This window comes from Rhodanobacter sp. G2-10 (assembly GCF_055809185.1).
In genome coordinates, this window is record NZ_CM147900.1 from 2652430 (window position 1) to 2672187 (window position 19758).

The 19758-nt window shown below is 65.1% G+C and carries 15 protein-coding genes, 1 pseudogene and 1 riboswitch; of the genes and pseudogenes, 5 read left to right on the forward strand and 11 right to left on the reverse strand.

What is annotated here, in order from left to right; genetic code table 11:
* Positions 1-95 precede the first annotated feature (95 nt).
* Positions 96-2624 (reverse strand): glycoside hydrolase family 3 protein, encoded by a 2529-nt coding sequence (locus AC0L58_RS12115; RefSeq protein ID WP_473683717.1) that lies wholly within the window; start codon positions 2622-2624, stop codon positions 96-98.
* 128 nt (positions 2625-2752) lie between these two features.
* Entirely contained in the window at positions 2753-3784 is a 1032-nt protein-coding gene (locus AC0L58_RS12120) for a LacI family DNA-binding transcriptional regulator (protein ID WP_473683719.1), read from the reverse strand.
* Between the two features lie 305 nt (positions 3785-4089).
* On the opposite strand from AC0L58_RS12120, the gene AC0L58_RS12125 reads away from it, so the two are divergent.
* Both AC0L58_RS12125 and AC0L58_RS12130 read left to right on the forward strand, forming a co-directional pair.
* Positions 4090-6282, forward strand: coding sequence for an alpha-L-rhamnosidase-related protein (locus tag AC0L58_RS12125; protein ID WP_473683721.1), 2193 nt, complete (start codon positions 4090-4092; stop codon positions 6280-6282).
* The gene (locus AC0L58_RS12130) at positions 6279-7748 is read left to right on the forward strand and encodes an MFS transporter (protein ID WP_473683723.1); all 1470 of its coding nucleotides are present in this window, start codon (positions 6279-6281) and stop codon (positions 7746-7748) included. The genes AC0L58_RS12125 and AC0L58_RS12130 overlap by 4 nt, the downstream gene beginning before the upstream one ends.
* Before the next feature lie 5 nt (positions 7749-7753).
* Here AC0L58_RS12130 and ribBA read toward each other — a convergent pair whose 3' ends face one another.
* The 5 genes from ribBA to glyA all read right to left on the reverse strand — a co-directional run bounded on the left by ribBA (position 7754) and on the right by glyA (position 13558).
* Complete coding sequence (gene ribBA / locus AC0L58_RS12135; protein WP_473683725.1) at positions 7754-8845, reverse strand: bifunctional 3,4-dihydroxy-2-butanone-4-phosphate synthase/GTP cyclohydrolase II; 1092 nt, start codon at positions 8843-8845, stop codon at positions 7754-7756.
* Between the two features lie 129 nt (positions 8846-8974).
* On the reverse strand, positions 8975-9616 hold the full coding sequence (locus AC0L58_RS12140) for a riboflavin synthase (protein ID WP_473683727.1): 642 nt from the start codon (positions 9614-9616) through the stop codon (positions 8975-8977).
* Positions 9617-9781: 165 nt separating this feature from the next.
* A riboswitch (FMN riboswitch) is annotated at positions 9782-9950 on the reverse strand.
* Positions 9951-10036: 86 nt separating this feature from the next.
* The gene (ribD, locus tag AC0L58_RS12145) at positions 10037-11098 is read right to left on the reverse strand and encodes a bifunctional diaminohydroxyphosphoribosylaminopyrimidine deaminase/5-amino-6-(5-phosphoribosylamino)uracil reductase RibD (protein WP_473688717.1); all 1062 of its coding nucleotides are present in this window, start codon (positions 11096-11098) and stop codon (positions 10037-10039) included.
* Between the two features lie 597 nt (positions 11099-11695).
* Positions 11696-12208: a transcriptional regulator NrdR gene (nrdR, locus tag AC0L58_RS12150; protein ID WP_473683729.1), complete on the reverse strand. Its 513-nt coding sequence runs from the start codon at positions 12206-12208 to the stop codon at positions 11696-11698.
* Between the two features lie 96 nt (positions 12209-12304).
* Complete coding sequence (glyA, locus tag AC0L58_RS12155; RefSeq protein WP_473683732.1) at positions 12305-13558, reverse strand: serine hydroxymethyltransferase; 1254 nt, start codon at positions 13556-13558, stop codon at positions 12305-12307.
* A 234-nt stretch (positions 13559-13792) separates the two neighbouring features.
* On the opposite strand from glyA, the gene ettA reads away from it, so the two are divergent.
* The 3 genes from ettA to AC0L58_RS12170 all read left to right on the forward strand — a co-directional run bounded on the left by ettA (position 13793) and on the right by AC0L58_RS12170 (position 17509).
* Positions 13793-15460, forward strand: coding sequence for an energy-dependent translational throttle protein EttA (gene ettA / locus AC0L58_RS12160; RefSeq protein WP_473683734.1), 1668 nt, complete (start codon positions 13793-13795; stop codon positions 15458-15460).
* Positions 15461-15657: 197 nt separating this feature from the next.
* Positions 15658-16470 (forward strand): orotidine-5'-phosphate decarboxylase, encoded by an 813-nt coding sequence (gene pyrF, locus AC0L58_RS12165; RefSeq protein ID WP_473683736.1) that lies wholly within the window; start codon positions 15658-15660, stop codon positions 16468-16470.
* A 298-nt stretch (positions 16471-16768) separates the two neighbouring features.
* A complete protein-coding gene (locus AC0L58_RS12170; RefSeq protein ID WP_473683738.1) occupies positions 16769-17509 on the forward strand; it encodes a hypothetical protein in 741 nt (246 codons plus the stop codon).
* A gap of 33 nt (positions 17510-17542) precedes the next feature.
* Here the strand turns inward: AC0L58_RS12170 and AC0L58_RS12175 are convergent, their stop codons facing one another.
* The 4 genes and pseudogenes from AC0L58_RS12175 to AC0L58_RS12190 form a co-directional block, all read right to left on the reverse strand.
* Positions 17543-17806, reverse strand: a complete 264-nt coding sequence (locus tag AC0L58_RS12175; RefSeq protein ID WP_473683740.1) for a hypothetical protein — start codon at positions 17804-17806, stop codon at positions 17543-17545.
* A 200-nt stretch (positions 17807-18006) separates the two neighbouring features.
* Complete coding sequence (locus AC0L58_RS12180; protein WP_473683742.1) at positions 18007-18288, reverse strand: DUF427 domain-containing protein; 282 nt, start codon at positions 18286-18288, stop codon at positions 18007-18009.
* Positions 18288-18824: pseudogene (gene def, locus AC0L58_RS12185) on the reverse strand (peptide deformylase). The gene AC0L58_RS12180 and the pseudogene def overlap by 1 nt, the downstream one beginning before the upstream one ends.
* Before the next feature lie 77 nt (positions 18825-18901).
* Positions 18902-19699 carry a DUF4197 domain-containing protein gene (locus AC0L58_RS12190; RefSeq protein ID WP_473683744.1) on the reverse strand — a complete coding sequence of 266 codons (798 nt, stop codon included), beginning with the start codon at positions 19697-19699 and terminating at the stop codon, positions 18902-18904.
* Positions 19700-19758: the final 59 nt, after the last annotated feature.

The following is a 19758-nucleotide window of genomic DNA, read 5'->3' on the forward strand; positions in this document are numbered from 1 at the left end:
CCCACCGGCACGGCCCCCAAACCACACCGGATCGCTCTGGCCGCCTGCGTTGCGGCGCGTTTGCCCGCGAGTTGCCGGCGCTCCATCGCCGTCGTTCAACCCGCCGGGCACGGCAGTACCGTGTCCGCGCGGGTGTCCAGGCGCACCTGCGACAGCGACAGCTGCAGCGGTTCGCGACTTTCGATCAGAAATGGCGCACGCAGCGCGCCCATCGTGGCGCCGGCCTGGCGCATGCATTTCAACGCGATGCCGACGGTGTGCCACTGGCCACGGGGCAGCTTCGCCAGCGCAGCGCGAAATGGCACCCGAGCCTTGCACGCAACCGCGCAATCCATGCCCAGCGACACCGCGCCGCTGGCCGGCACGGCATCCGCGCGCATGGTCATCACCAGCATCAGGTCGCCGTTGGTTTCGCGATCAAGATCGATCGGTTGCGTGGAGCGCAACGCCAGCGTGCCACCGGCACCGCTCCAGCGGATACGGCGCGCGTCTTCCTGCGCCTTGTAGTCGACCCCGGTGATCCGCACGCCGTCCTGCACGCTGGCCATCGGCACGCTGTCGACCACGCGTGCCGGCCCTGCCGGGTCGGCCACGACGAGTTGCATGGCTGCGCCCGGCTTGCCGTGATTCAAGAACACATCGGTTGCATCCTGCGTGCCGCTGAGTCCGGAGACTTCGGGAAGATCTCCCGCGCGATCGTGATCGGCATACGTCAGCCCGAAGCCGTACGGATATTGCGGCTTCTGACCTGACGCTTGCGCAACCTGCATCGCGGTGCGCGGCCACGCAAAAGACAGCTTGCCGCGGAAATCCGCATCGATGCTGCCATCTGCCTTGCGCAGCAGCACGTCGGCCACGCCGCCACCTTCGGAACCCGGCAGCCACGCCATCACGAATGCATCGGACGCATTGATCTCCCGATTCACCCAAAGCGGCCGGCCGGCGAGAAAGACCGCCACCACCGGTACGCCGGCCTGCTTGAACTTGCGCAGCAGATCGAGATCGTGGTCGTTGCCCGGGCGGTAGGCGAAGTTTTTCAGATCGCCCTGAAACTCGGCATAGGGCTGCTCGCCGAACACGACAATCGCGACGTCGGGTTTCCGTGCGTAACTGCCGTCACGCGACAACACCGCGCTGCCACCAGCCGCCCTGACCTGCTGTTCGATCCCCGACCAGATCGACTGCGCGCCCGGCAACTGCGCCGGACCCACCCCCGACCCTTGCCAGCTGATCGTCCAGCCACCGGATTGCTGCGACAGATTGTCGGCGCCCTCGCCTACCACCAGGATGCGCTTGCGCGGATCGATCGGCAGCACGTCCCCACGGTTCTTCAGCAACACCAGCGACTCGCGCACGGCGCGACGTGCCAGCGCCCGATGCGCAGGCGAGCCCAGCGTCGACAACGGCAGGCCACCGGTGGTGTCGTGGCCAGGGTCGAACAGACCCGCGCGCAGCTTCACGCGCAGGATGCGGATCACCGCATCATCCAGACGCGCGCGTGAGATCCGACCGGATTTCACCTGGGCCAGCGTGTTCGCATACAGGCCGCGCCAGCTGTCCGGCGCCATCAACATGTCGACGCCGGCGTTGATCGCCCTGGCGCAGCTTTCGTTGCTGCAGCCGTCCAGCTGGCCGTGCGCGTTCCAGTCGCCGACCACGAATCCGTCGAAACCCATGCGCTGCTTCAACACATCTGTCAGCAGGGCGTGGTTGCCGTGCATCTTCACCCCGTTCCAGCTGGAGAACGACGCCATCACGGTCTGCACGCCCTCGCCGATCGCCGCCACGTAGCCCACGCCATGCACGTCGCGAAGTTGCTGCTCGCTGACGCGCGCGTCGCCCTGGTCGCGCCCCTCGAAGGTGCCGCCGTCGCCGAGGAAATGCTTGGCGGTGGCAACCACCCGGTCGTTGCCCAGAAAGTCCTCGCCGCCGGGCCGGCCCTGCAGGCCCTCGACCATGGCACGCGCGTATGTCGCGATCAGCGCGGGATCCTGCGCGTAGCCCTCGTACGTGCGTCCCCAGCGGTCGTCCTGCGGCACCGCGACGGTGGGCGCGAAGGTCCAGTCGATACCGGTGGCGCGCACTTCCTGCGCCGTGGCGCGACCGATCTCGCGGATCAGCGCAGGGTCGCGGGTGGCACCCAGTGCCGAGTTCTGCGGGAACAGCGTGGCCCCGATCACGTTGTTGTTGCCGTGCACGGCATCGATGCCGAACAGCAGCGGGATCGCGCTGTGACCGGTCACCGGCTGCAGCGCGGCGGCGTGGAACTGCGCCACGAGGGCTTTCCACTGCGCCGCACTGGCAAAGTCATTGCCATCCGGACCGCTGTTGCCGCCCGCCAGCACCGAACCCAGACGATAAGTCTTCAGGTCGTCCGGCGTGATGGTGGAGATGTCTGCCTGGATCAGTTGCCCGACCTTGTCCTCGACCGACATGCCGGCAAGCAGGCGCTTGATCTGTGCCTCGATGGCCGGGTCCACCGGAAGCGCCCGGCGCACCGTCGGCCAGCGATCCGGATGCACCGCGGCCGAGGCCGTCATCGCCGGCAACGGCACGACTGCCAGCGCGGCGACCAGGCCAGCCAGGCAAATCACACGATGGCAACGGGCAGCAACTGGGTACACGGCATCCCCTCGATGACTGCCCGTTTCGATCACGCCGGTGGACAGTGGGGCCGAGTATTCTCCGAAAATGACAGCGCTGTCAACTGACCCTGAAAAATCTCCTTCGGCCGCAGCCGCGGCCTGCCCGATCAACGCTTGCGGGGTTTGGCCGGCACCGCGCCGGTGGACTCGCGCAGTTGCAGCGCGAACGGAATCTGCACCATCGCGCCTGGACCACGACCACGCAGCAACTCCAGCAGCTGGGTGGCGGCGATGCGTCCCATCTCGCGGCTGGGCTGACGCACGGTGGTCAGCGCGGGCCACAGCTGGCTGGCCAGCGGAATGTCGTCGAAGCCGCAGACGGACAGATCCTGCGGCACCTTCAAGCCGTATTCGTTGGCGGCCCACATGACTCCGGTCGCCATGTCGTCGTTGGCGGCGAACACCGCGGTGGGGCGATCCTTGAGCGCAAACAACTTTCGCGCCGCCGCGACCCCGGAGCCGAAATTGAAGGCACCCTGCACCACCAGCGCCGGATCCTCGGCCAGTCCGGCCGCCGCCATCGCCGCGCGATAACCCGCCAACCGCCACCGACTCGCCCCGTGATCGCGGATGCCCACCACATGGGCAATGCGTCGATGGCCGAGCTCGAGCAGGTGCTGAACCAGGGCCGCCGCCGCCTGCACCTCGTCCATCGCCACCCCGATGGCCTTGCCCGGGTGCACCGGCGACACGCAAGCACAGGCGACATTGCGCTCGCGCAGTTGCCGGAGCAGCGGCTTGTAGTCGGTGATCGGTGGCGTGAGCACCACGCCATCGGGATGGTGGTCCGAGATCAAGGCATCCAGCCGACGGTTGAAATCGTCGCCACGCATGCGCAGCGGACGCACCATCATGTTGTAGCGATGAGTGTCGCAGGCCTCGAGCACGCCGTCCTGGATCTCGGCCAGGTAGGTCGAGGCCGGGTTGTCGTTGTTGTCGTACAGCATCGCCACCAGGAAGGAGCGATTGCCGGCCAGGCTGCGCGCCGAAGACAGCGGCCGATAGTCCATCGCCTCCATCGCCGCGGACACGCGCTGGCGCGTGGCGTCACTGACGTTGGCCTCGTCGTTGAGCACGCGCGACACGGTCTTGGGCGATACGCCCGCGCGGCGCGCTACATCTTCCAGCCGTACCCGCATGCATTGATCCAAGTGTCGTCGCGACGACAATCACTATGCAGTCAGCGCCGACTCGCTGACAAGAACCCGCCATGCGGGGTGACCGAGGATCCGTACGCAACCAGCGCCAGCCCCGGCATGAATACGTATGCATCGACTGGCCGCGAGCGGCTGTCGCTGCCTACCATGCGGGATGGCCGGGCGGATGACGGCGTGCCGATGCTGCAGTCGCAACATGCAAGCCGCGCATCGCCATGACATAACAGCTGCTGGAGAATCCATCGCATGACTCACATGACCCACGCCCCGATCCCGGTTGCCGCCCCATGCTGAGCCTGCTGCTGGCAGCCACCATGGCCGCAACCCCCGCGACCGCACCCGTCTGGACGGACGGTCTGGACTGGCACGGGGTGCATGTGAGCATCCGTCGCGACGCGCAGGACAACTACACGCTGGCGTGGCCATTCGGCCAGCGGGTGATTTCCTCACAGCCGCTCAAGGCTGATACCGCCAGCACGCTGTTCGATGGTCTGTACGCCATGGCGCAGGACGATTTGCGACTGGACTCGGTCACCGCGATCCGCGACGGCGCGTTCGATCACGGCCAGCCGATCCCCTGCCACTGCTTCGAGACCGGACTGAAGTGGCCGTATGTATGGACGCGTGACCTTTCCTATTCGGTCGACCTGGGCCTGTGGCGGTTCGATGCGGCGCGTGCCCGCAACGGTCTGGAATTCAAGCTGTCCGGGGTGCGCGTGCCGAGCGCGCCGCAGGGTTCGTACGTGATGCAGGACACCGGTTCGGGCGGCAGCTGGCCGATCAGCACCGACCGCGTGGTCTGGTTCCTGGGTGCCCGGCATCTGCTGGATGACCAGGCGTTTGCCGACCAGGTATGGACCGCCTTGCGCGATACCCTGGTGCAGGATCGGCAATACGTGTTCGACGCCAGGTTCGGCCTGTATCGCGGCGAAACCTCGTTCATGGACTGGCGCGAACAGAGCTACCCGGACTGGACCGCCGACAATGTTCGCTTCATCGGCCAGTCGTTTGCGCTGTCCACCAACGTGCTGCACTACGAGGCACTGCAACTGGCCGCAAAGCTGGCCGGGATGCACCACGAAGCCACCGCCGAAAACAATTACCGCATCCAGGCGGTGGCACTGAAGCAGGCGATCAACAGCCATTTCTGGCGCGCGGAACGCGGCATGTACATGAGCTATATCGGTGGTGACGGCACCCCGATCGACAGCTACGACCTGCTCGGCATCTCGCTGGCGGTCACCAGTGGCGTGGCAGACGGTGAGCGTGCCCGCCAGACGCTGGAGAACTATCCCACGTGGCCTGCCGGCAGCCCCGTGATGTGGCCCGAACGGATCGACCAGCCGATCTACCACAACCGCGCGATCTGGCCGTTCGTCAGCGCCTACGCGCTGCGTGCCGCGCGCAAGGTGAACGACCCTGCACGCATCGCCCACGAAATCCGCTCGGTGATGCGCGGCGCCGCGCTGTACGGTTCCAACTTGGAGAACTACGAGCTGCTGACCCAGGGCCAGCACGTCGACGATGGCACCCTCAGCGGCCCGGTGGTCAATTCGCCGCGCCAGCTGTGGTCGGTGGCGGCCTACCTCGATGTGGTCACCGAGGGCGTGTTCGGCCTCCGCGAGGACGGCCGCGTGCAGCCGAAACTGCCTTCCTCGCTGATACCCACCCTGTTCGGCGAGCGCAACGCGATCAGCCTGAACCTGCCCGATCGCCAGATCACCCTGCAATTACCCAGGCAGCGCGACGGCAACCTGCTGGTTGCCGGTCACGTTCGCACGCAGGGCACGCACACCACGGTGATGCTTAAGTCGATCCAGGTGGACGCGCCACCTTTGCGTACCGACGCCCCCCTGTATTCGCCGATTGCGCCAGCCGCGCCGACACTGGAAGCCGACGGCACACACTGGACGGTCAAGGGTGACGGCAAGCTCCAGCTCTACGTCAACGGGAAGCGCGCCAGCAGCATCGATGGCAGCGGCAGCTTGCCGCGAACCGCCGGGCTCATCTGTGTGCGCGCCACTCGTGTCGATGCGCACGACCTGGAATCACTGCCCAGCCCCGCCACCTGCGCCGGTCAGGTCGACAAGATCAGCGGGCATTGGCCGCGCCAGTGGGTAGCGCCCGCCACCGGCAACTATCGCGTGTGGGTGGACTATCGAAACGCCAACGGCCCGATAAGTACCGGCGTAACCGCCTCGGTGAAATGGCTGGCCATCCACTGCGACGGCGGCGACACGCGGCGCGTGCCGCTGGTGATGCCGCACAGCGTGGCCACGCAACAGTCCACCTACGCCGATTTCAACACCGAGGCAAACGCCCGCTGCACGTTCGCGCTGCAAGACGGTTTCAACATGAGCTACCTGCAGAACTTCGCGCACTACACCGGCGGTGCCGGCGGCATCGACGGGCCATTGAACCAGGCTGACATCGACGCCTTGCAGATCGCGCCGCTGGCGAACGGAACCGGCACACCATGAGCAAAAAGCCCGAACTGTCGTTCTGGCAGATCTGGAACATGTGTTTCGGTTTTCTGGGCATCCAGTTCGGCTTCGCGCTGCAGAATGCGAACGTGAGCCGGATCTTCCAGACCCTGGGCGCCGAGGTGAACGACATCCCGATCCTGTGGGTGGCCGCGCCGCTCACCGGGCTGATCGTGCAGCCGATCATCGGCCACTATTCGGACCGCACCTGGAACCGGCTCGGCCGTCGTCGCCCCTATTTCCTGGCCGGCGCCGTGCTCGCCACGCTGGCCCTGCTGGCGATGCCGAACTCGCCCGCGCTGTGGGTCGCTGCGGGCCTGCTGTGGATCATGGATGCGTCGTTCAACGTGTCGATGGAGCCATTCCGCGCTTTCGTCGGCGACCAGTTGCCTGAACACCAGCGACCACGCGGCTTCTCGATGCAGAGCGTATTCATCGGCGTGGGCGCGGTGGTGGCCTCGTTGATGCCATGGTTGTTGACCAAGATCGGCGTGAGCAACGTGGCGCCCGACGGCATGATTCCGGACACGGTCAAGTACGCGTTCTACGCGGGTGGCGCGCTGCTGATGGGCACCGTCCTGTGGACGGTCATCTCCACGCGCGAGTATCCGCCCGAGCAACTGCGCGCCTTCGACGACACCGCCGAGCCGCTACCGGTCGAGACCTCGCGCGCCTGGCGGCCGGGCCTGCTGCTGCTCGTCGCCGGCCTGCTGGTGCTGCTGGCGATCCGGCACTTTTCGCTGGAGAAGGAACTCTACGTGCTGGCCGGCGGCCTGCTGGCGTTCGGCGCATTGTTCGCGTGGCTGGCCTTCAGCCGCAGCCAGGGCATGTTGCGTCAGGTCATGGGCGATCTCTACGCCATGCCCGATGCCATGCGTCGGCTCGCCATCGTGCAGTTCTTCTCCTGGTTTGCGCTGTTCGCGATGTGGATCTTCACCACGCCCGCGGTGACCGCCGTGCAATTCGGCAGCAGTGATCCGCACTCGGTCGCCTACAACACCGGCGCCAACTGGGTCGGCGTGTTGATGGGTGCCTACAACGGCTTCGCCGCGCTGGCCGCCCTGGTGATCCCTCTGCTGGTGCGCCGCATCGGTCTGCGCTGGAGCCATCTGGTCAACCTGTGGCTGGGTGGCGCAGGACTGCTCTCGTTCCTGCTCATCCGCGACCCGGACTGGCTGTTGCTGTCGATGGTGGGTGTCGGTGTGGCGTGGGCCTCGATCCTGTCGCTGCCCTACGCGATGCTGTCGGACAACCTGCCGGCACACAAGATGGGCGTGTACATGGGCATCTTCAATTTCTTCATCGTGATCCCGCAATTGATGGCCGCCAGCGTGCTTGGCCTGCTGTTGCGGCTGTGCTTCGATGACCAGCCGATCTACGCGCTGGCGCTGGGCGGCGCCAGCTTGCTGCTGGCTGGAGCGTTCACCCTGCGCGTGCGCGAGCCGGTGCCGGCCGACAGCTGATCCGGTCAGACGTACTCGACCACTTCCAGTCCGAAACCGCCCAGGCCCACCAGCTTGCGCGGCGTACCCAGCACGCGCAGCTGGCGCACGCCAAGATCACCCAGGATCTGCGCGCCCAGCCCCAGTTGCCGCCACTCCTGCTGCTGCGCCTCCTCCGGGGCTTGCGTAGCCGGCTCACCGTGCAACCGCGCGAGCAGCGCCTCGGGCGTGTCTTCGCCGGACAACACCAGCAGCACGCCGCGGTCCTCGTCGGCGATCTGGCGCAGCGCCGCGGTCACGGTGAGGCCGAGGTCGTCGCGCTTGAGGTGCAGCACGTCGGAGAGGGTGTTGCGCACATGCACGCGCGAAAGCACCGGCGCGCCGTCATCCACCTGCCCGCGCACCAGTGCGAAGTGCAGGCCGCGGCGGATCACGTCGCGATAAGCCACCAGCTGGAATGTGCCGAACTCGGTCTCCACCGCTTCCTCATGCACGCGCTGCACGGTCTTCTCGGTTTCCAGCCGGTAACGGATCAGATCCGCGATGGAACCGATCTTCAGGCCATGTTTCGCCGCGAAGATTTCCAGCTCGGGACGGCGCGCCATCGAGCCATCCTCGTGCAGGATCTCGATCAGCACGGCCGACGGCTCAAGTCCGGCCAGACCCGCCAGGTCGCATCCGGCCTCGGTATGGCCGGCGCGGGTCAGCACGCCACCGGGCTGCGCGGTGAGCGGAAAGATATGGCCGGGCTGGGCGAGATCCTGTGGCTTGGCATCGCTCTTCACCGCGACCTGGATGGTGCGCGCGCGGTCGTGCGCCGAAATGCCGGTGGTGACGCCTTCGGCGGCCTCGATCGAAACGGTGAAATTGGTGTGGTACGAAGACGTGTTGTCGCTGACCATCGGGCGCAGCCCAAGCTGGCGCGTGCGCTGTTCGGTCAAGGTGACGCAGACCAGGCCGCGTGCCTCGCGCACCATGAAATTGATGTCCTCCGGCCGCACCATCTGCGCAGCCATGATGAGGTCGCCCTCATTCTCGCGGTCTTCGTCATCGAGGATCACCACCATGCGGCCGGCGCGGATGTCTTCGAGGAGTTCGGGGATGGTGTTGAAGGGCATGGATAGGTCTCGGGGCGTCTTGATGATTCAGGATATGGCGGAGTGAGGGAAGAGAAGTGAGCAGTGAGAGAAAGCAGGAGCGAGCCAGATCTCTCTCACTCCTCACTTCTCTCCACTCACTTCTCGCCTTCAGGCGAAACCGTGCTGTTTGAGGAAGGCCTCGTCCAGCTTTGGCGCTTCACCACTGGACAGCAGCCGCTCGACATAACGAGCGATCACGTCGACTTCGATATTCACCGCGTCACCGACGCGTCGTGCGTGGAACGCGGTGTGCTCGACCGTGTGCGGGATCAGGTTGACGCCGAAGCGGTGACCGCTGACCTCATTCACGGTAAGACTGGTTCCGTCGATGCACACCGAACCCTTCGCCGCGATGTAGCGCGAAATCGCTGCCGGCACCTCGAATGTCCAGCGCTGTGAGCGACCATCCGGGCTAATCGAGACCACCTTGCCCAACCCGTCGACATGGCCTGACACCAGATGGCCACCGAGGCGATCGGCCAATCGCAATGCCTTTTCCAGGTTTACCGGGTCGCCGGGCTTGAGCTGTCCCAGCGAGGTCAGCGAGAGGGTTTCATTGGAGACATCCGCGCTGAAGCCGTGCCTATCCAGCGTGATCGCAGTAAGGCACACGCCGGAGACGGCAATCGAGTCGCCCAGCTGCACGTCTGCCAAGTCGAGGTCGGCGGTGCCGACATGCAGGCGCACATCGCCGCCACGCGGTTCCAGTCGCGCGATGCGCCCCACGGCCTGGATGATGCCGGTAAACATCAGCACGGCTCCGGCAGGAGCGCAGGCCGGAAGCTCGGGCTTTCCGGGAAGCTGGTGCGGCAAAGAGTGACTTTGAATTTCATGAAACGTTTCCCGCGTCGGATGAAGCTGCGAAAAACGCCTCAAGGCATGAGGCCTGACGTGCCATCCGGAGATCGCAAGCCGTGCCGTCTTCTCTTTATCCGGACTGTGAGGAAGCGGTTGCCCGCATCCAACCGTCGGCTCCGGAGTCTGACCGGATCTGCTGACCTTCCGGTGTGGCCGGAAGCGCTCGCGGGCTCGCCCCGAAGGGCCTACCGCCGGTGGGGAATTTCGCCCCGCCCTGAAGACGCTGTATTGGTTGCCGACCAACGGCCGACCAGCGGATTCTAGCACTGCCAGGCCGGAACACCGCACCACGCTGGCACGAAGCGGGGGCGCTCAGGCCGGCCGCAGACGCAGGCGCCAATCCGCGCCGACCTGACGCTGTTCCAGCACCTGAAGCCGCCAACGCTGCGCCATTTCGGCAATGTTGGGCAAATGCAGCAACGCCCGACCGCTGTCGCCCAGCAGCAACGGCGCGACGTAGAGCAGCAGTTCGTCGACCACGCCGGCGGCGAACAGCGCGCCGCACAAGGTCGGCCCCGCCTCCACATGTACCTCGTTGCATTGACGTGCCGCCAGCAACTCAAGCACCGCGGACAGGTCGATCTTGTCGCCCGGGGACGCCACGACCATCTGTTCGACCGGCGCGAAGCGGTCGTCGGCACAGGATGCCGCGGCGCCATGCAGCAGCAAGGTGGGCACCGAGCCGTCGAGTACATGACTGCCCGAAGGCGTACGCAGCTGACGATCCAGCAACACACGCAACGGCGGACTGAACGCCTCGCCCCGGGGCAAGCGCACGGTGAATCGCGGATTATCCGCCAGTACCGTGCCACTGCCGCCGAGGATCGCCGAGCTGCGCGCGCGCCAGCGCTGTACATCGACGCGTGCTGCCTCACCGGTGATCCACTTCGACTCGCCATTGGCCAGCGCGGTGCGCCCGTCCAGGCTCATCGCCAGCTTCACCCGCACGAATGGACGGCCACGCTCGATGCGGCTGAAGAAGCCGATGTTCAGTTCGCGTGCCGCCTCGCGCATCAACCCGGTCTGAACCGCGATACCCGCTGCGCGCAACTTGTCGATACCTCGACCGTTGACTTGCGGGAACGGGTCTTCGCTGGCAATCACCACGCGCCGCACGCCAGCGGCAACCAGCGCATCGGCGCACGGCGGCGTACGACCCTGGTGTGCGCATGGCTCCAGCGTCACGTAGGCGGTGGCGCCGCGCGCGCGATCGCCCGCCGCGCGCAAGGCAAACACTTCCGCATGCGGTGCACCGGCACGCTGATGGAAACCCGTGCCGACGACTTCATCGCCATGGGCGATGACGCAACCGACGCGCGGATTGGGCTGGGTCGTGAACAGGCCGCGCTCGGCCAGCCGCAAGGCTTGCGCCATGTGCACGTGATCGATGGCGCTGAACGCAGGATCGCTCATGCATCACCCTCCGACTCGACGGAAAACCTGGATGTGGCGTTGTCGCCGGCATGGGAGAACCGGGCAAAAATCCTGGCTCGCTCACAAGCGATGGCGGGCAGAGCCCGCCCTACGAGGGCCGGTGCCGCTGGTTTCATGCGGATGGGCAGCCACCGATGCCCCGCGTCAACAGCGGGTCCGATGTCGCGTAGGGAGGGCTCCGCCCGCCGCCTTTCAAGGTGCACGAGATCAAGCCCGCGACGCATTGAACGAAGCGAGTGTGATCCGTCGTCGCATGTTTCGGCGTTGCGTGGACGCGCGATGGCGGGCAGAGCCCGCCCTACCAAGGCCGGTGCCGCTGGTTTCATGCGGATGGGCAGCCACCGATGCCCCGCGTCAACAGCGGGTCCGATGTCGCGTAGGGCGGGCTCCGCCCGCCGCCTTTCAAGGTGCACGAGATCAAGCCCGCGTCGCATCGAACGAAGCGCGTGTGTTCGGTCATCGCATGTTTCGGCGTTGCGCGGACGCGCGATGGCGGGCAGAGCCCGCCCTACGGGGACTGGCGCCTGCGAGCACACATCATTTGCTGCCACGTTTGCTCTCGTCGAGCAAAGGCAACTGCAATCCGTCCAGTTCGGGCAGATCGCGCTCGAGCTTCTCGATCTCCTCGCGAAACGCCTGGACGTCCTCGAACTTGCGGTAGACCGAGGCGAAGCGCACGTAGGCGACCTGATCGAGTTTCTTGAGCTCGCGCATCACCAGCTCACCCACCTGGCGCGACGCCACCTCACGCTCGCCACTCTTGCGCAGGTCGTTGACGATGACGCGGACCGAACTATCCACGTCGTGGGTGGCCACCGGCCTCTTCTGCAAGGCGCGCTCGAAGCTCACCCGCAGCTTGCGCTCGTCGAACACCTCGCGCCGCTCGCCACTCTTCACCACCGCCGGCAGCTTCAACTCGGCGGTCTCGTAGGTGTTGAAGCGCTCACCGCACTGCGGGCACTCGCGCCGACGCCGCACGCTCGAACCGTCCTCGGTCAGGCGCGAGTCAATCACGCGGGTGTCTTCGTGCTGGCAGAAGGGGCAATGCATAAAGTCAGGAGTGAGAGTAGAGAAGTGAGAAACGAGAGGGAAGCATCAACCTGGGCTTTCTCTCACTTCTCACTCCTCTTCACTCACTTCTCGCTCTCAACCGTACACCGGAAACTTCTTGCACTGCGCCGTCACCGCGTCGCGCACGCGGGCGATGACGGCTTCGTCATCGGGTGCGTCCAGCACGTCGCAAATCCAGCCGGTCAGCTCGGTGACGTCCGCTTCCTTGTAGCCACGCGTGGTGACGGCGGGGGTGCCGATGCGCAGGCCGGAGGTGACGAACGGCTTGCGCGGGTCGTTTGGCACGGCGTTCTTGTTGACCGTGATGTGCGCCTTGCCCAGCGCCTCTTCCGCCGCCTTGCCGGTGACTTCCTTGCCGATCATGTCGACCAGCATCAGGTGGTTCTCGGTGCCGCCGGAGACGATCTTGTAACCGCGCTCGATGAAGGTTTTCGCCATCGCCTTGGCGTTCTTCACCACCTGGGTCTGGTAGGCCTTGAAATCGGGCTCCAGCGCTTCCTTGAATGCCACGGCCTTGGCCGCGATCACGTGCATCAGCGGGCCGCCCTGGATGCCGGGAAACACGATCGACTGCAGCTTCTTCTCGATTTCCTCGCCGGCGCCCTTCGCCACGATCAGGCCGCCGCGCGGACCACGCAGGGTCTTGTGGGTGGTCGAGGTGACCACGTGGGCATGCGGCAGCGGGCTCGGGTAGACACCAGCGGCGACCAGGCCGGCGACGTGGGCCATGTCGACGAAGAAGATCGCGCCGACCGAATCGGCGATCTGGCGCATGCGCGCCCAGTCGACCACCTGCGAATAGGCGCTGAACCCGCCCACCAGCATCTTGGGCCGATGCTCGGTCGCCAGTCGCTGCACTTCGTCATAGTCGATCAGGCCTTGCTCGTCGACGCCGTACTGCACGGCATTGAACAGCTTGCCGCTGACGTTCGGCTTGGCACCATGAGTGAGGTGACCGCCATGCGCCAGGCTCATGCCCAGGATGGTGTCTCCCGGCTGCAGCAGCGCCAGATAAACCGCCTGATTGGCCTGCGAACCGGAATGCGGCTGCACGTTGGCGTAGTCACAGTCGTACAGTTGCTTGAGGCGCTCGATGGCCAGCTTCTCGGCCACGTCGACGTACTCACAGCCGCCGTAGTAGCGCTTGCCGGGATAGCCTTCCGCGTACTTGTTGGTGAGCTTGGAGCCCTGCGCCTCCATCACCCGTGGGCTGGCGTAGTTCTCCGAGGCGATCAGCTCGACGTGATCCTCCTGGCGCCGACCCTCGTCCGCGATGGCCTTGGCCAGTTCATCGTCATAACCGGCGATCGTGCAGTTCTTCGGAAACATTCGGGCCTCGGCAGATGGGGAGCAGGTTTAGCCGGAAAGTGTAGCGCTGCCGCGCGGTTGCGGCCAGCGAGCCGCCGGGGCCGGGGTCCGGAACCGGGGTCAGAGTGCCTTTTCGTCCAGACGAAAAGGCACTCTGACCCCTCAAGTCGCCTCGTGTCTTATAATGCCCGGTTTGACGCATTCCCTTTCCGCACCCGCCATACGGCCGGCGCGGCGCACGCTTTCGGAGGTTGCATGAGCTCGCAGTACATCTACACCATGAACGGGGTCAGCAAGATCGTCCCGCCGAAGCGGCAGATCATCAAGGACATCTCGCTCAGCTTCTTCCCCGGCGCCAAGATCGGCCTGCTCGGCGTCAACGGCGCGGGCAAGTCCACCGTGCTGCGGATCATGGCCGGCGTGGACACCGATTTCCAGGGTGAAGCCCGCGCCCAGCCCGGCACCAAGATCGGTTACCTGGCGCAGGAGCCGGACCTGAACCCGGAAAAGACCGTGCGCGAAGTGGTCGAGGAAGGTGTTTCCGAAATCCTCGATGCGCAAAAGCGGTTGGAAGAGGTCTACGCGGCCTACGCCGAGGAAGACGCCGATTTCGACAAGCTGGCCAAGGAACAGGAACAGCTGGAAAACCTGCTGGCCGCGAACGACGCACACGCGCTGGAGCGCCAGCTCGAAGTGGCCGCCGATGCACTGCGCCTGCCGCCATGGGATGCGGTCGTCGGCCCGCTCTCCGGAGGCGAGAAGCGCCGCGTGGCGTTGTGCCGCCTGCTGCTGTCCAAGCCGGACATGCTGCTGCTGGACGAACCGACCAACCATCTGGATGCCGAATCGGTGGACTGGCTGGAGAAATTCCTGCACGACTATCCCGGCACCGTGGTGGCGGTCACCCATGATCGCTACTTCCTCGACAACGCCGCCGAGTGGATTCTCGAACTCGATCGCGGCCGCGGTATTCCGTGGAAGGGCAACTACACCGAATGGCTGGAGCAGAAGGACGGGCGCCTGAAGCAGGAAGCCAATCAGGAGAAGTCGCGCCAGAAGGCAATCGCCAAGGAGCTGGAGTGGGTGCGTTCGGCCGCCAAGGGCCGCCAGTCCAAGGGCAAGGCCCGCCTGGCCCGCTTCGAGGAGCTGAACTCGGTCGATTACCAGCGCCGCAACGAGACCAACGAGATCTTCATTCCGCCGGGCGAGCGCCTGGGCCAGGAAGTAATCGAGTTCAAGAACGTGACCAAGTCGTTCGGCGACCGCATGCTGATCGAGGACCTGTCGTTCAAGGTGCCACCGGGTGCCATCATCGGCGTGATCGGCCCGAACGGTGCGGGCAAGTCGACCATGATGAAGATGATCATGGGCAAGGAGACGCCGGACTCGGGCGAGGTCAAGCTGGGCCACACCACCAAGCTGGCCTACGTCGACCAGTCACGCGACGCGCTCGATCCGAAGAACAACGTGTGGCAGGAAGTGTCCGGCGGTTCGGACATCCTCACCATCGGCAACTTCGAGATCCAGTCGCGCGCCTACATCGGCCGCTTCAACTTCAAGGGCACCGACCAGCAGAAGATCGTCGGCAGCCTGTCCGGCGGTGAGCGCGGTCGCCTGCACATGGCCAAGACCCTGCTGCAGGGCGGCAACGTGCTGCTGCTCGATGAGCCGTCCAACGACCTGGACGTGGAAACCCTGCGCGCGCTGGAAGACGCCTTGCTGGAATTCCCGGGTTCCGCGATCGTGATCTCGCATGACCGCTGGTTCCTCGACCGCATCGCCACGCACATCATCGCGTTCGAAGGCGATTCGCACGTCGAATTCTTCCCTGGCAACTACAACGAGTACGAAGCCGACAAGAAGCGCCGCCTCGGCGACGAAGCTGCACGGCCGCATCGGGTGAAGTACAAGAAGCTGGCTTGAAGGCAGAAGTGAGTGGAGAGGAGTGAGAAGTGAGAGAAGGCAATGGCTCGCAAGCTCAACTTTGCGCCTCGCTTCTCGATAAACAGGAGTGAGTGGGATGAGTGCAGGATGAGTGCGTATTTAGAGAGAGGGATGGGCGAACCGGCTTCCTCTCACTCCTCACTCCTCTTCCCTCACTTCTCAACCAGGAGATCCCGATGCACTTCATGCAGTCGCTGCAGCAAGCCTGGAAAGATCACGACTCGCTGGTCTGCGTGGGTCTCGATCCGGAGCCGGCGAAATTCCCCGTGCACCTGCGTGACCAGGCAGACTCGGTGTTCGAGTTCTGCCGCAGCATCGTTGACGCGACGGCCGACCTGGTTTGCGCGTTCAAGCCGCAAATCGCCCACTTCGCGGCCCTGCGGGCCGAGGACGCGCTGGAACGGTTGATCGCTCATATCCACGCCAACCATCCCGGCGTGCCGGTGATCCTCGACGCCAAGCGCGGCGACATCGGTTCCACCGCGCAGCACTACGTCAGCGAGGCGTTCGACCGTTTCGGCGCCGACGCGGTGACGCTCAACCCCTACATGGGCCGCGATTCGATCCAGCCGTTTCTCGATCGCGCCGACAAGGGCGTGATCCTGCTCTGCCGCACATCCAATCCCGGCGGTGCCGATTTCCAGGCGCTGGATTGCGGCGGCACCCCGCTCTACCTGCGCGTGGCCGAAACCATCGCGCGCGACTGGAACGCCAACGGCAACTGCGCCCTGGTCACTGGCGCCACCTGGCCGGAGGAAATCCGCCACGTGCGCGCGTTGGTGGGCGACATGCCCTTGCTGGTGCCGGGCATTGGCGCGCAAGGCGGCGACATCAACGCGGTGACGCGCGCAGGCTGCACCGCGCAGGGCGACGGCCTGATGATCAACTCGTCGCGCGGCATCATCTATGCCGGTCACGACGAGCATTTCGCCGCAGCCGCACGCACTGCCGCCATGGCCCTGCGCGACGCGATCAACCTCCACCGCTGAGAGCTGGGTATCCATTCAAACGCGAGGCCCGGTCACGGATGACCTGACGCGCGTCGGGCACTCAATGGCCGGGCGCGTGATGGAAGAAAGTCACTTGCGTGCGCCAATTCACAAGCTCCGAACGACGATCGCTCGCGCCGATGTCATGAAAAGAAGGCGCTGACGGCAATCGACGCCCTTTCCCTACAGCGTCGCCGCGCCGGCTGACTATGCTATTCCCCGAGTGCGGACATGCACTTGCCGGCACATGCCGCGCAGGGGCGACCGCGACGCACGACACGCACACAAGGGACTGGCCATGATCATACGCTCCATCCTGCTGGCGCTTCTCGCCGGCACCAGTATTCAAGTGGCCGCCGCGAAGGTGCCGCACACCACGTCGAGCCCGGAAAAGGCGACCAGCCTGCTGGCCATTTCGCCGATCTTCACCCAGTTGGTGGCCTTCAAGATGCCGCTCGACTTCCACGTGGTCAATGAGCAAACCAGCGCCCACGCCTACATCCGCGAAGCCGTGCCGCAGGGAGAAACTGCCGAGCGATGGACCCGGATGATCACCATCACAGGCTACAAGGGCGTGGCCGCCAATCCCGGGCCGCCTCCAGCAATGTTGCTCAACAGGATTGCAGACGGATTCAAGAACGCCTGTCCCGACACCATCAGCGTCGGCGATCTTGGAAATCCGCCCATCGACGGATACCCCGCCGCCTTGGCTTTCGTGGCATGCGGTACCGTCAATGACGGCGGCACTCCACACAGCGAAGCGGCCCTGATCATCGCGATCAAGGGAACGCAGGACTATTACACGATCCAGTGGGCCGAGCGCGGGCCGGCACAAGCAACCCGCGTCACCTTCGACAAACAACACTGGCTGGGCCGGCTCAAACAGCTCATGCCGGTTTTCCTGTGCGCCAGGATTCCTGGAGAAGCGGCACCCTATCCAAGCTGCGCATCGCGCCTGCCAAGCGACAATGCAGTCTCTGACGCCGCCGGTGAAGGCCCCACGACAACGCCCTCGAGCCCCGCGCGATCGCGTCGATGATGTCCGACCCAAGGCGCCGCCAATCGGGCGCCGTCAGCCCACGGCCGCCACGTTCTTCGCCGCCTGCAGCGCCTTTGTCTTCAGGTCCAGCTCGTCCGCCGCATCCAGCAAGGCGCGGGCGAAGCTGCGCACTTCCGCCGGGCGCAAGGCATACCAGTTTCCGCTCTTGGGGCCACCCGCTACGCTGCGGCCGCTCCGCGTCGCGCAATGCGGCCGGAAGATCACCATGCCGGTCAGTGACTCGGAACTGATTTCCGCAGACACCATCTGCATGTGCGTTTCATCTTCTTTCTTCATTGGACATCTCCGGCGACGAGGATCGCGCCCTGCAGCGTACGCCACTGCGGGTTCATTAGTTGTTTGAATGCGCCCAGGTATTGCCGACCAACGCCATCCTGCAACAACTCCGATGCTGTCCTGCGACATGTGGTCATGCAGCTGTTTGGCCGATGCGCAGCGCATGCTGCGCATCGGCATCGACCGCGGCGACCACGTGATCACGCTACCACCTGCACACCCTTCCAGAACGCCACGCGACCGCCGATCTGTTTCGCCGCGTCCTTGGGCTGCGGGTAATACCAGGCGGCGTTCGGGTTGACTTCGGCACCCACGACCACGTCGTAGTAGCTCGCCATGCCCTTCCATGGGCAGCTGCTGTGGTGGTCGCTGTCGCGAAAATGCTCGCGCCGCAAGGCATCGGCGGGGAAGTAGTGATTGCCTTCGAGCATGACCGTATCGTCACTTTCGGCAAGCACCGCGTCGTTCCAGATGGCTCGCATCAATCGTCCCCCAGTTGCTCGCCCGGAAAAAGCACCTCGGTGTAACCGAACTTGCTGAAATCGGTGATCCGCGTCGGATACAGCCGGCCGATCAGATGATCGCACTCATGCTGGACCACACGGGCATGGAAGCCCTCGGCGGTGCGCTCGATCCGCGCACCGTGCGGATCGACACCCTCGTAGCGGATCAGCGAATACCGGCTCACCGCCCCACGCAGGCCGGGTACCGACAGGCAGCCCTCCCAGCCCTCCTCCATGTCATGCGAGAGCGGCGTGATCACCGGGTTGAGCAGAATCGTCTGCGGTACTTCGGGCGCGTCGGGATAACGATCCGAGTGCTCGAAACCGAAAATCACCAGTTGCAGGTCGACGCCGATCTGCGGAGCGGCCAGCCCCACGCCATCGGCATCGTGCATGGTTTCGAACATGTCGGCGATCAGCGTATCCAGCTCGGCGCTGCCGAACATCGAGGACGGTACCTACGGCGCGATGCGCAGCAGGCGGGCGTCGCCCATCTTCAGGATTTCACGAATCATGCGCACCTCGCCGTTGCCAGTGGTTCACGCCCCACATGCTGACCACCAGCGCGTGAACAAAACCTATGTACCTGCCCTCACTTGCCGCCGAACACCTTCTTCAGCAAGTCCGTGGTGCGGGCGCCGGGGTTGCTGCGAATGGATTGTTCCTGCGCGCCGATTTCGGTGAACAAGCCATTGATCGTCTGCTTCGTCACGTAATCATCCAGATCCAGCGAACTGCTGCCGTGGTCGGACTTGCTGCCGCCGAACTTGCCCAGCATGTCACCCAGCGCGCCCGCGTTGCTGCCGGAGGTGAACGATTTGTACTTCTGCGTGACCCCGACGCTGCTGGTGGCCCTGGCCACGATCGGATGGATGCGCGTGGTCAACGCATCGCCGGCGACGCGGCGAAAATAGTCGGTGGCCGCGTGGTCGCCGCCGGTGAGAATGCCGCGGGCGTCGTTGAGTGTCATCTTGCGGATCGCATCGCCGAAGATCTGCGCCACCTGCGGCACCGCCTTTTCGGCGGCCCGATTCATGCTCAACTCGAACGCGTCCACCTTCGCCCCCTGCCCCAGCTGGCGCGCCAGCTTGCCGGCCTGTTCCAGCTTGCCCGGCAATGGAATCCGTACCTTGGGGTTGTTCCAGAAGCCACCGTTGCGGCCGAGGCTGTTGATCGCGTTGGTGGTGCCCTGGGCCAGCGCCTCCTTGAGGCCGGCGGCGATGTCACTGGTCGGCAGGTTGCTGTCGAGTTGTGACGAATCGGTCTTGTGCGTCGATTGCCTGACCTTGTTGAGCAGGTCCTTGAACTGACCGGAACCGGTGGCATGCACGGGCAATGACATGATGGCGACGGCGACACCGAGAGCAACGCAAGTGATCCGGGTAACCATGACAAGCTCCCTGGGTGGCAGTCGGACGAGTCAGTGTACGCCCGTTGGCCCACGCGACT

Coding starts and splice junctions, on each gene's coding strand:
- AC0L58_RS12120 (WP_473683719.1), bottom strand. CDS start 3,784: ATGCGGGTACGGCTGGAAGATGTAGCGCGCCGCGCGGGCGTATCGCCC.
- AC0L58_RS12125 (WP_473683721.1), top strand. CDS start 4,090: ATGCTGAGCCTGCTGCTGGCAGCCACCATGGCCGCAACCCCCGCGACC.
- AC0L58_RS12130 (WP_473683723.1), top strand. CDS start 6,279: ATGAGCAAAAAGCCCGAACTGTCGTTCTGGCAGATCTGGAACATGTGT.
- ribBA (WP_473683725.1), bottom strand. CDS start 8,845: ATGCCCTTCAACACCATCCCCGAACTCCTCGAAGACATCCGCGCCGGC.
- AC0L58_RS12140 (WP_473683727.1), bottom strand. CDS start 9,616: ATGTTTACCGGCATCATCCAGGCCGTGGGGCGCATCGCGCGACTGGAA.
- ribD (WP_473688717.1), bottom strand. CDS start 11,098: ATGGCGCAAGCCTTGCGGCTGGCCGAGCGCGGCCTGTTCACGACCCAG.
- nrdR (WP_473683729.1), bottom strand. CDS start 12,208: ATGCATTGCCCCTTCTGCCAGCACGAAGACACCCGCGTGATTGACTCG.
- glyA (WP_473683732.1), bottom strand. CDS start 13,558: ATGTTTCCGAAGAACTGCACGATCGCCGGTTATGACGATGAACTGGCC.
- ettA (WP_473683734.1), top strand. CDS start 13,793: ATGAGCTCGCAGTACATCTACACCATGAACGGGGTCAGCAAGATCGTC.
- pyrF (WP_473683736.1), top strand. CDS start 15,658: ATGCACTTCATGCAGTCGCTGCAGCAAGCCTGGAAAGATCACGACTCG.
- AC0L58_RS12170 (WP_473683738.1), top strand. CDS start 16,769: ATGATCATACGCTCCATCCTGCTGGCGCTTCTCGCCGGCACCAGTATT.
- AC0L58_RS12175 (WP_473683740.1), bottom strand. CDS start 17,806: ATGAAGAAAGAAGATGAAACGCACATGCAGATGGTGTCTGCGGAAATC.
- AC0L58_RS12180 (WP_473683742.1), bottom strand. CDS start 18,288: ATGCGAGCCATCTGGAACGACGCGGTGCTTGCCGAAAGTGACGATACG.
- AC0L58_RS12190 (WP_473683744.1), bottom strand. CDS start 19,699: ATGGTTACCCGGATCACTTGCGTTGCTCTCGGTGTCGCCGTCGCCATC.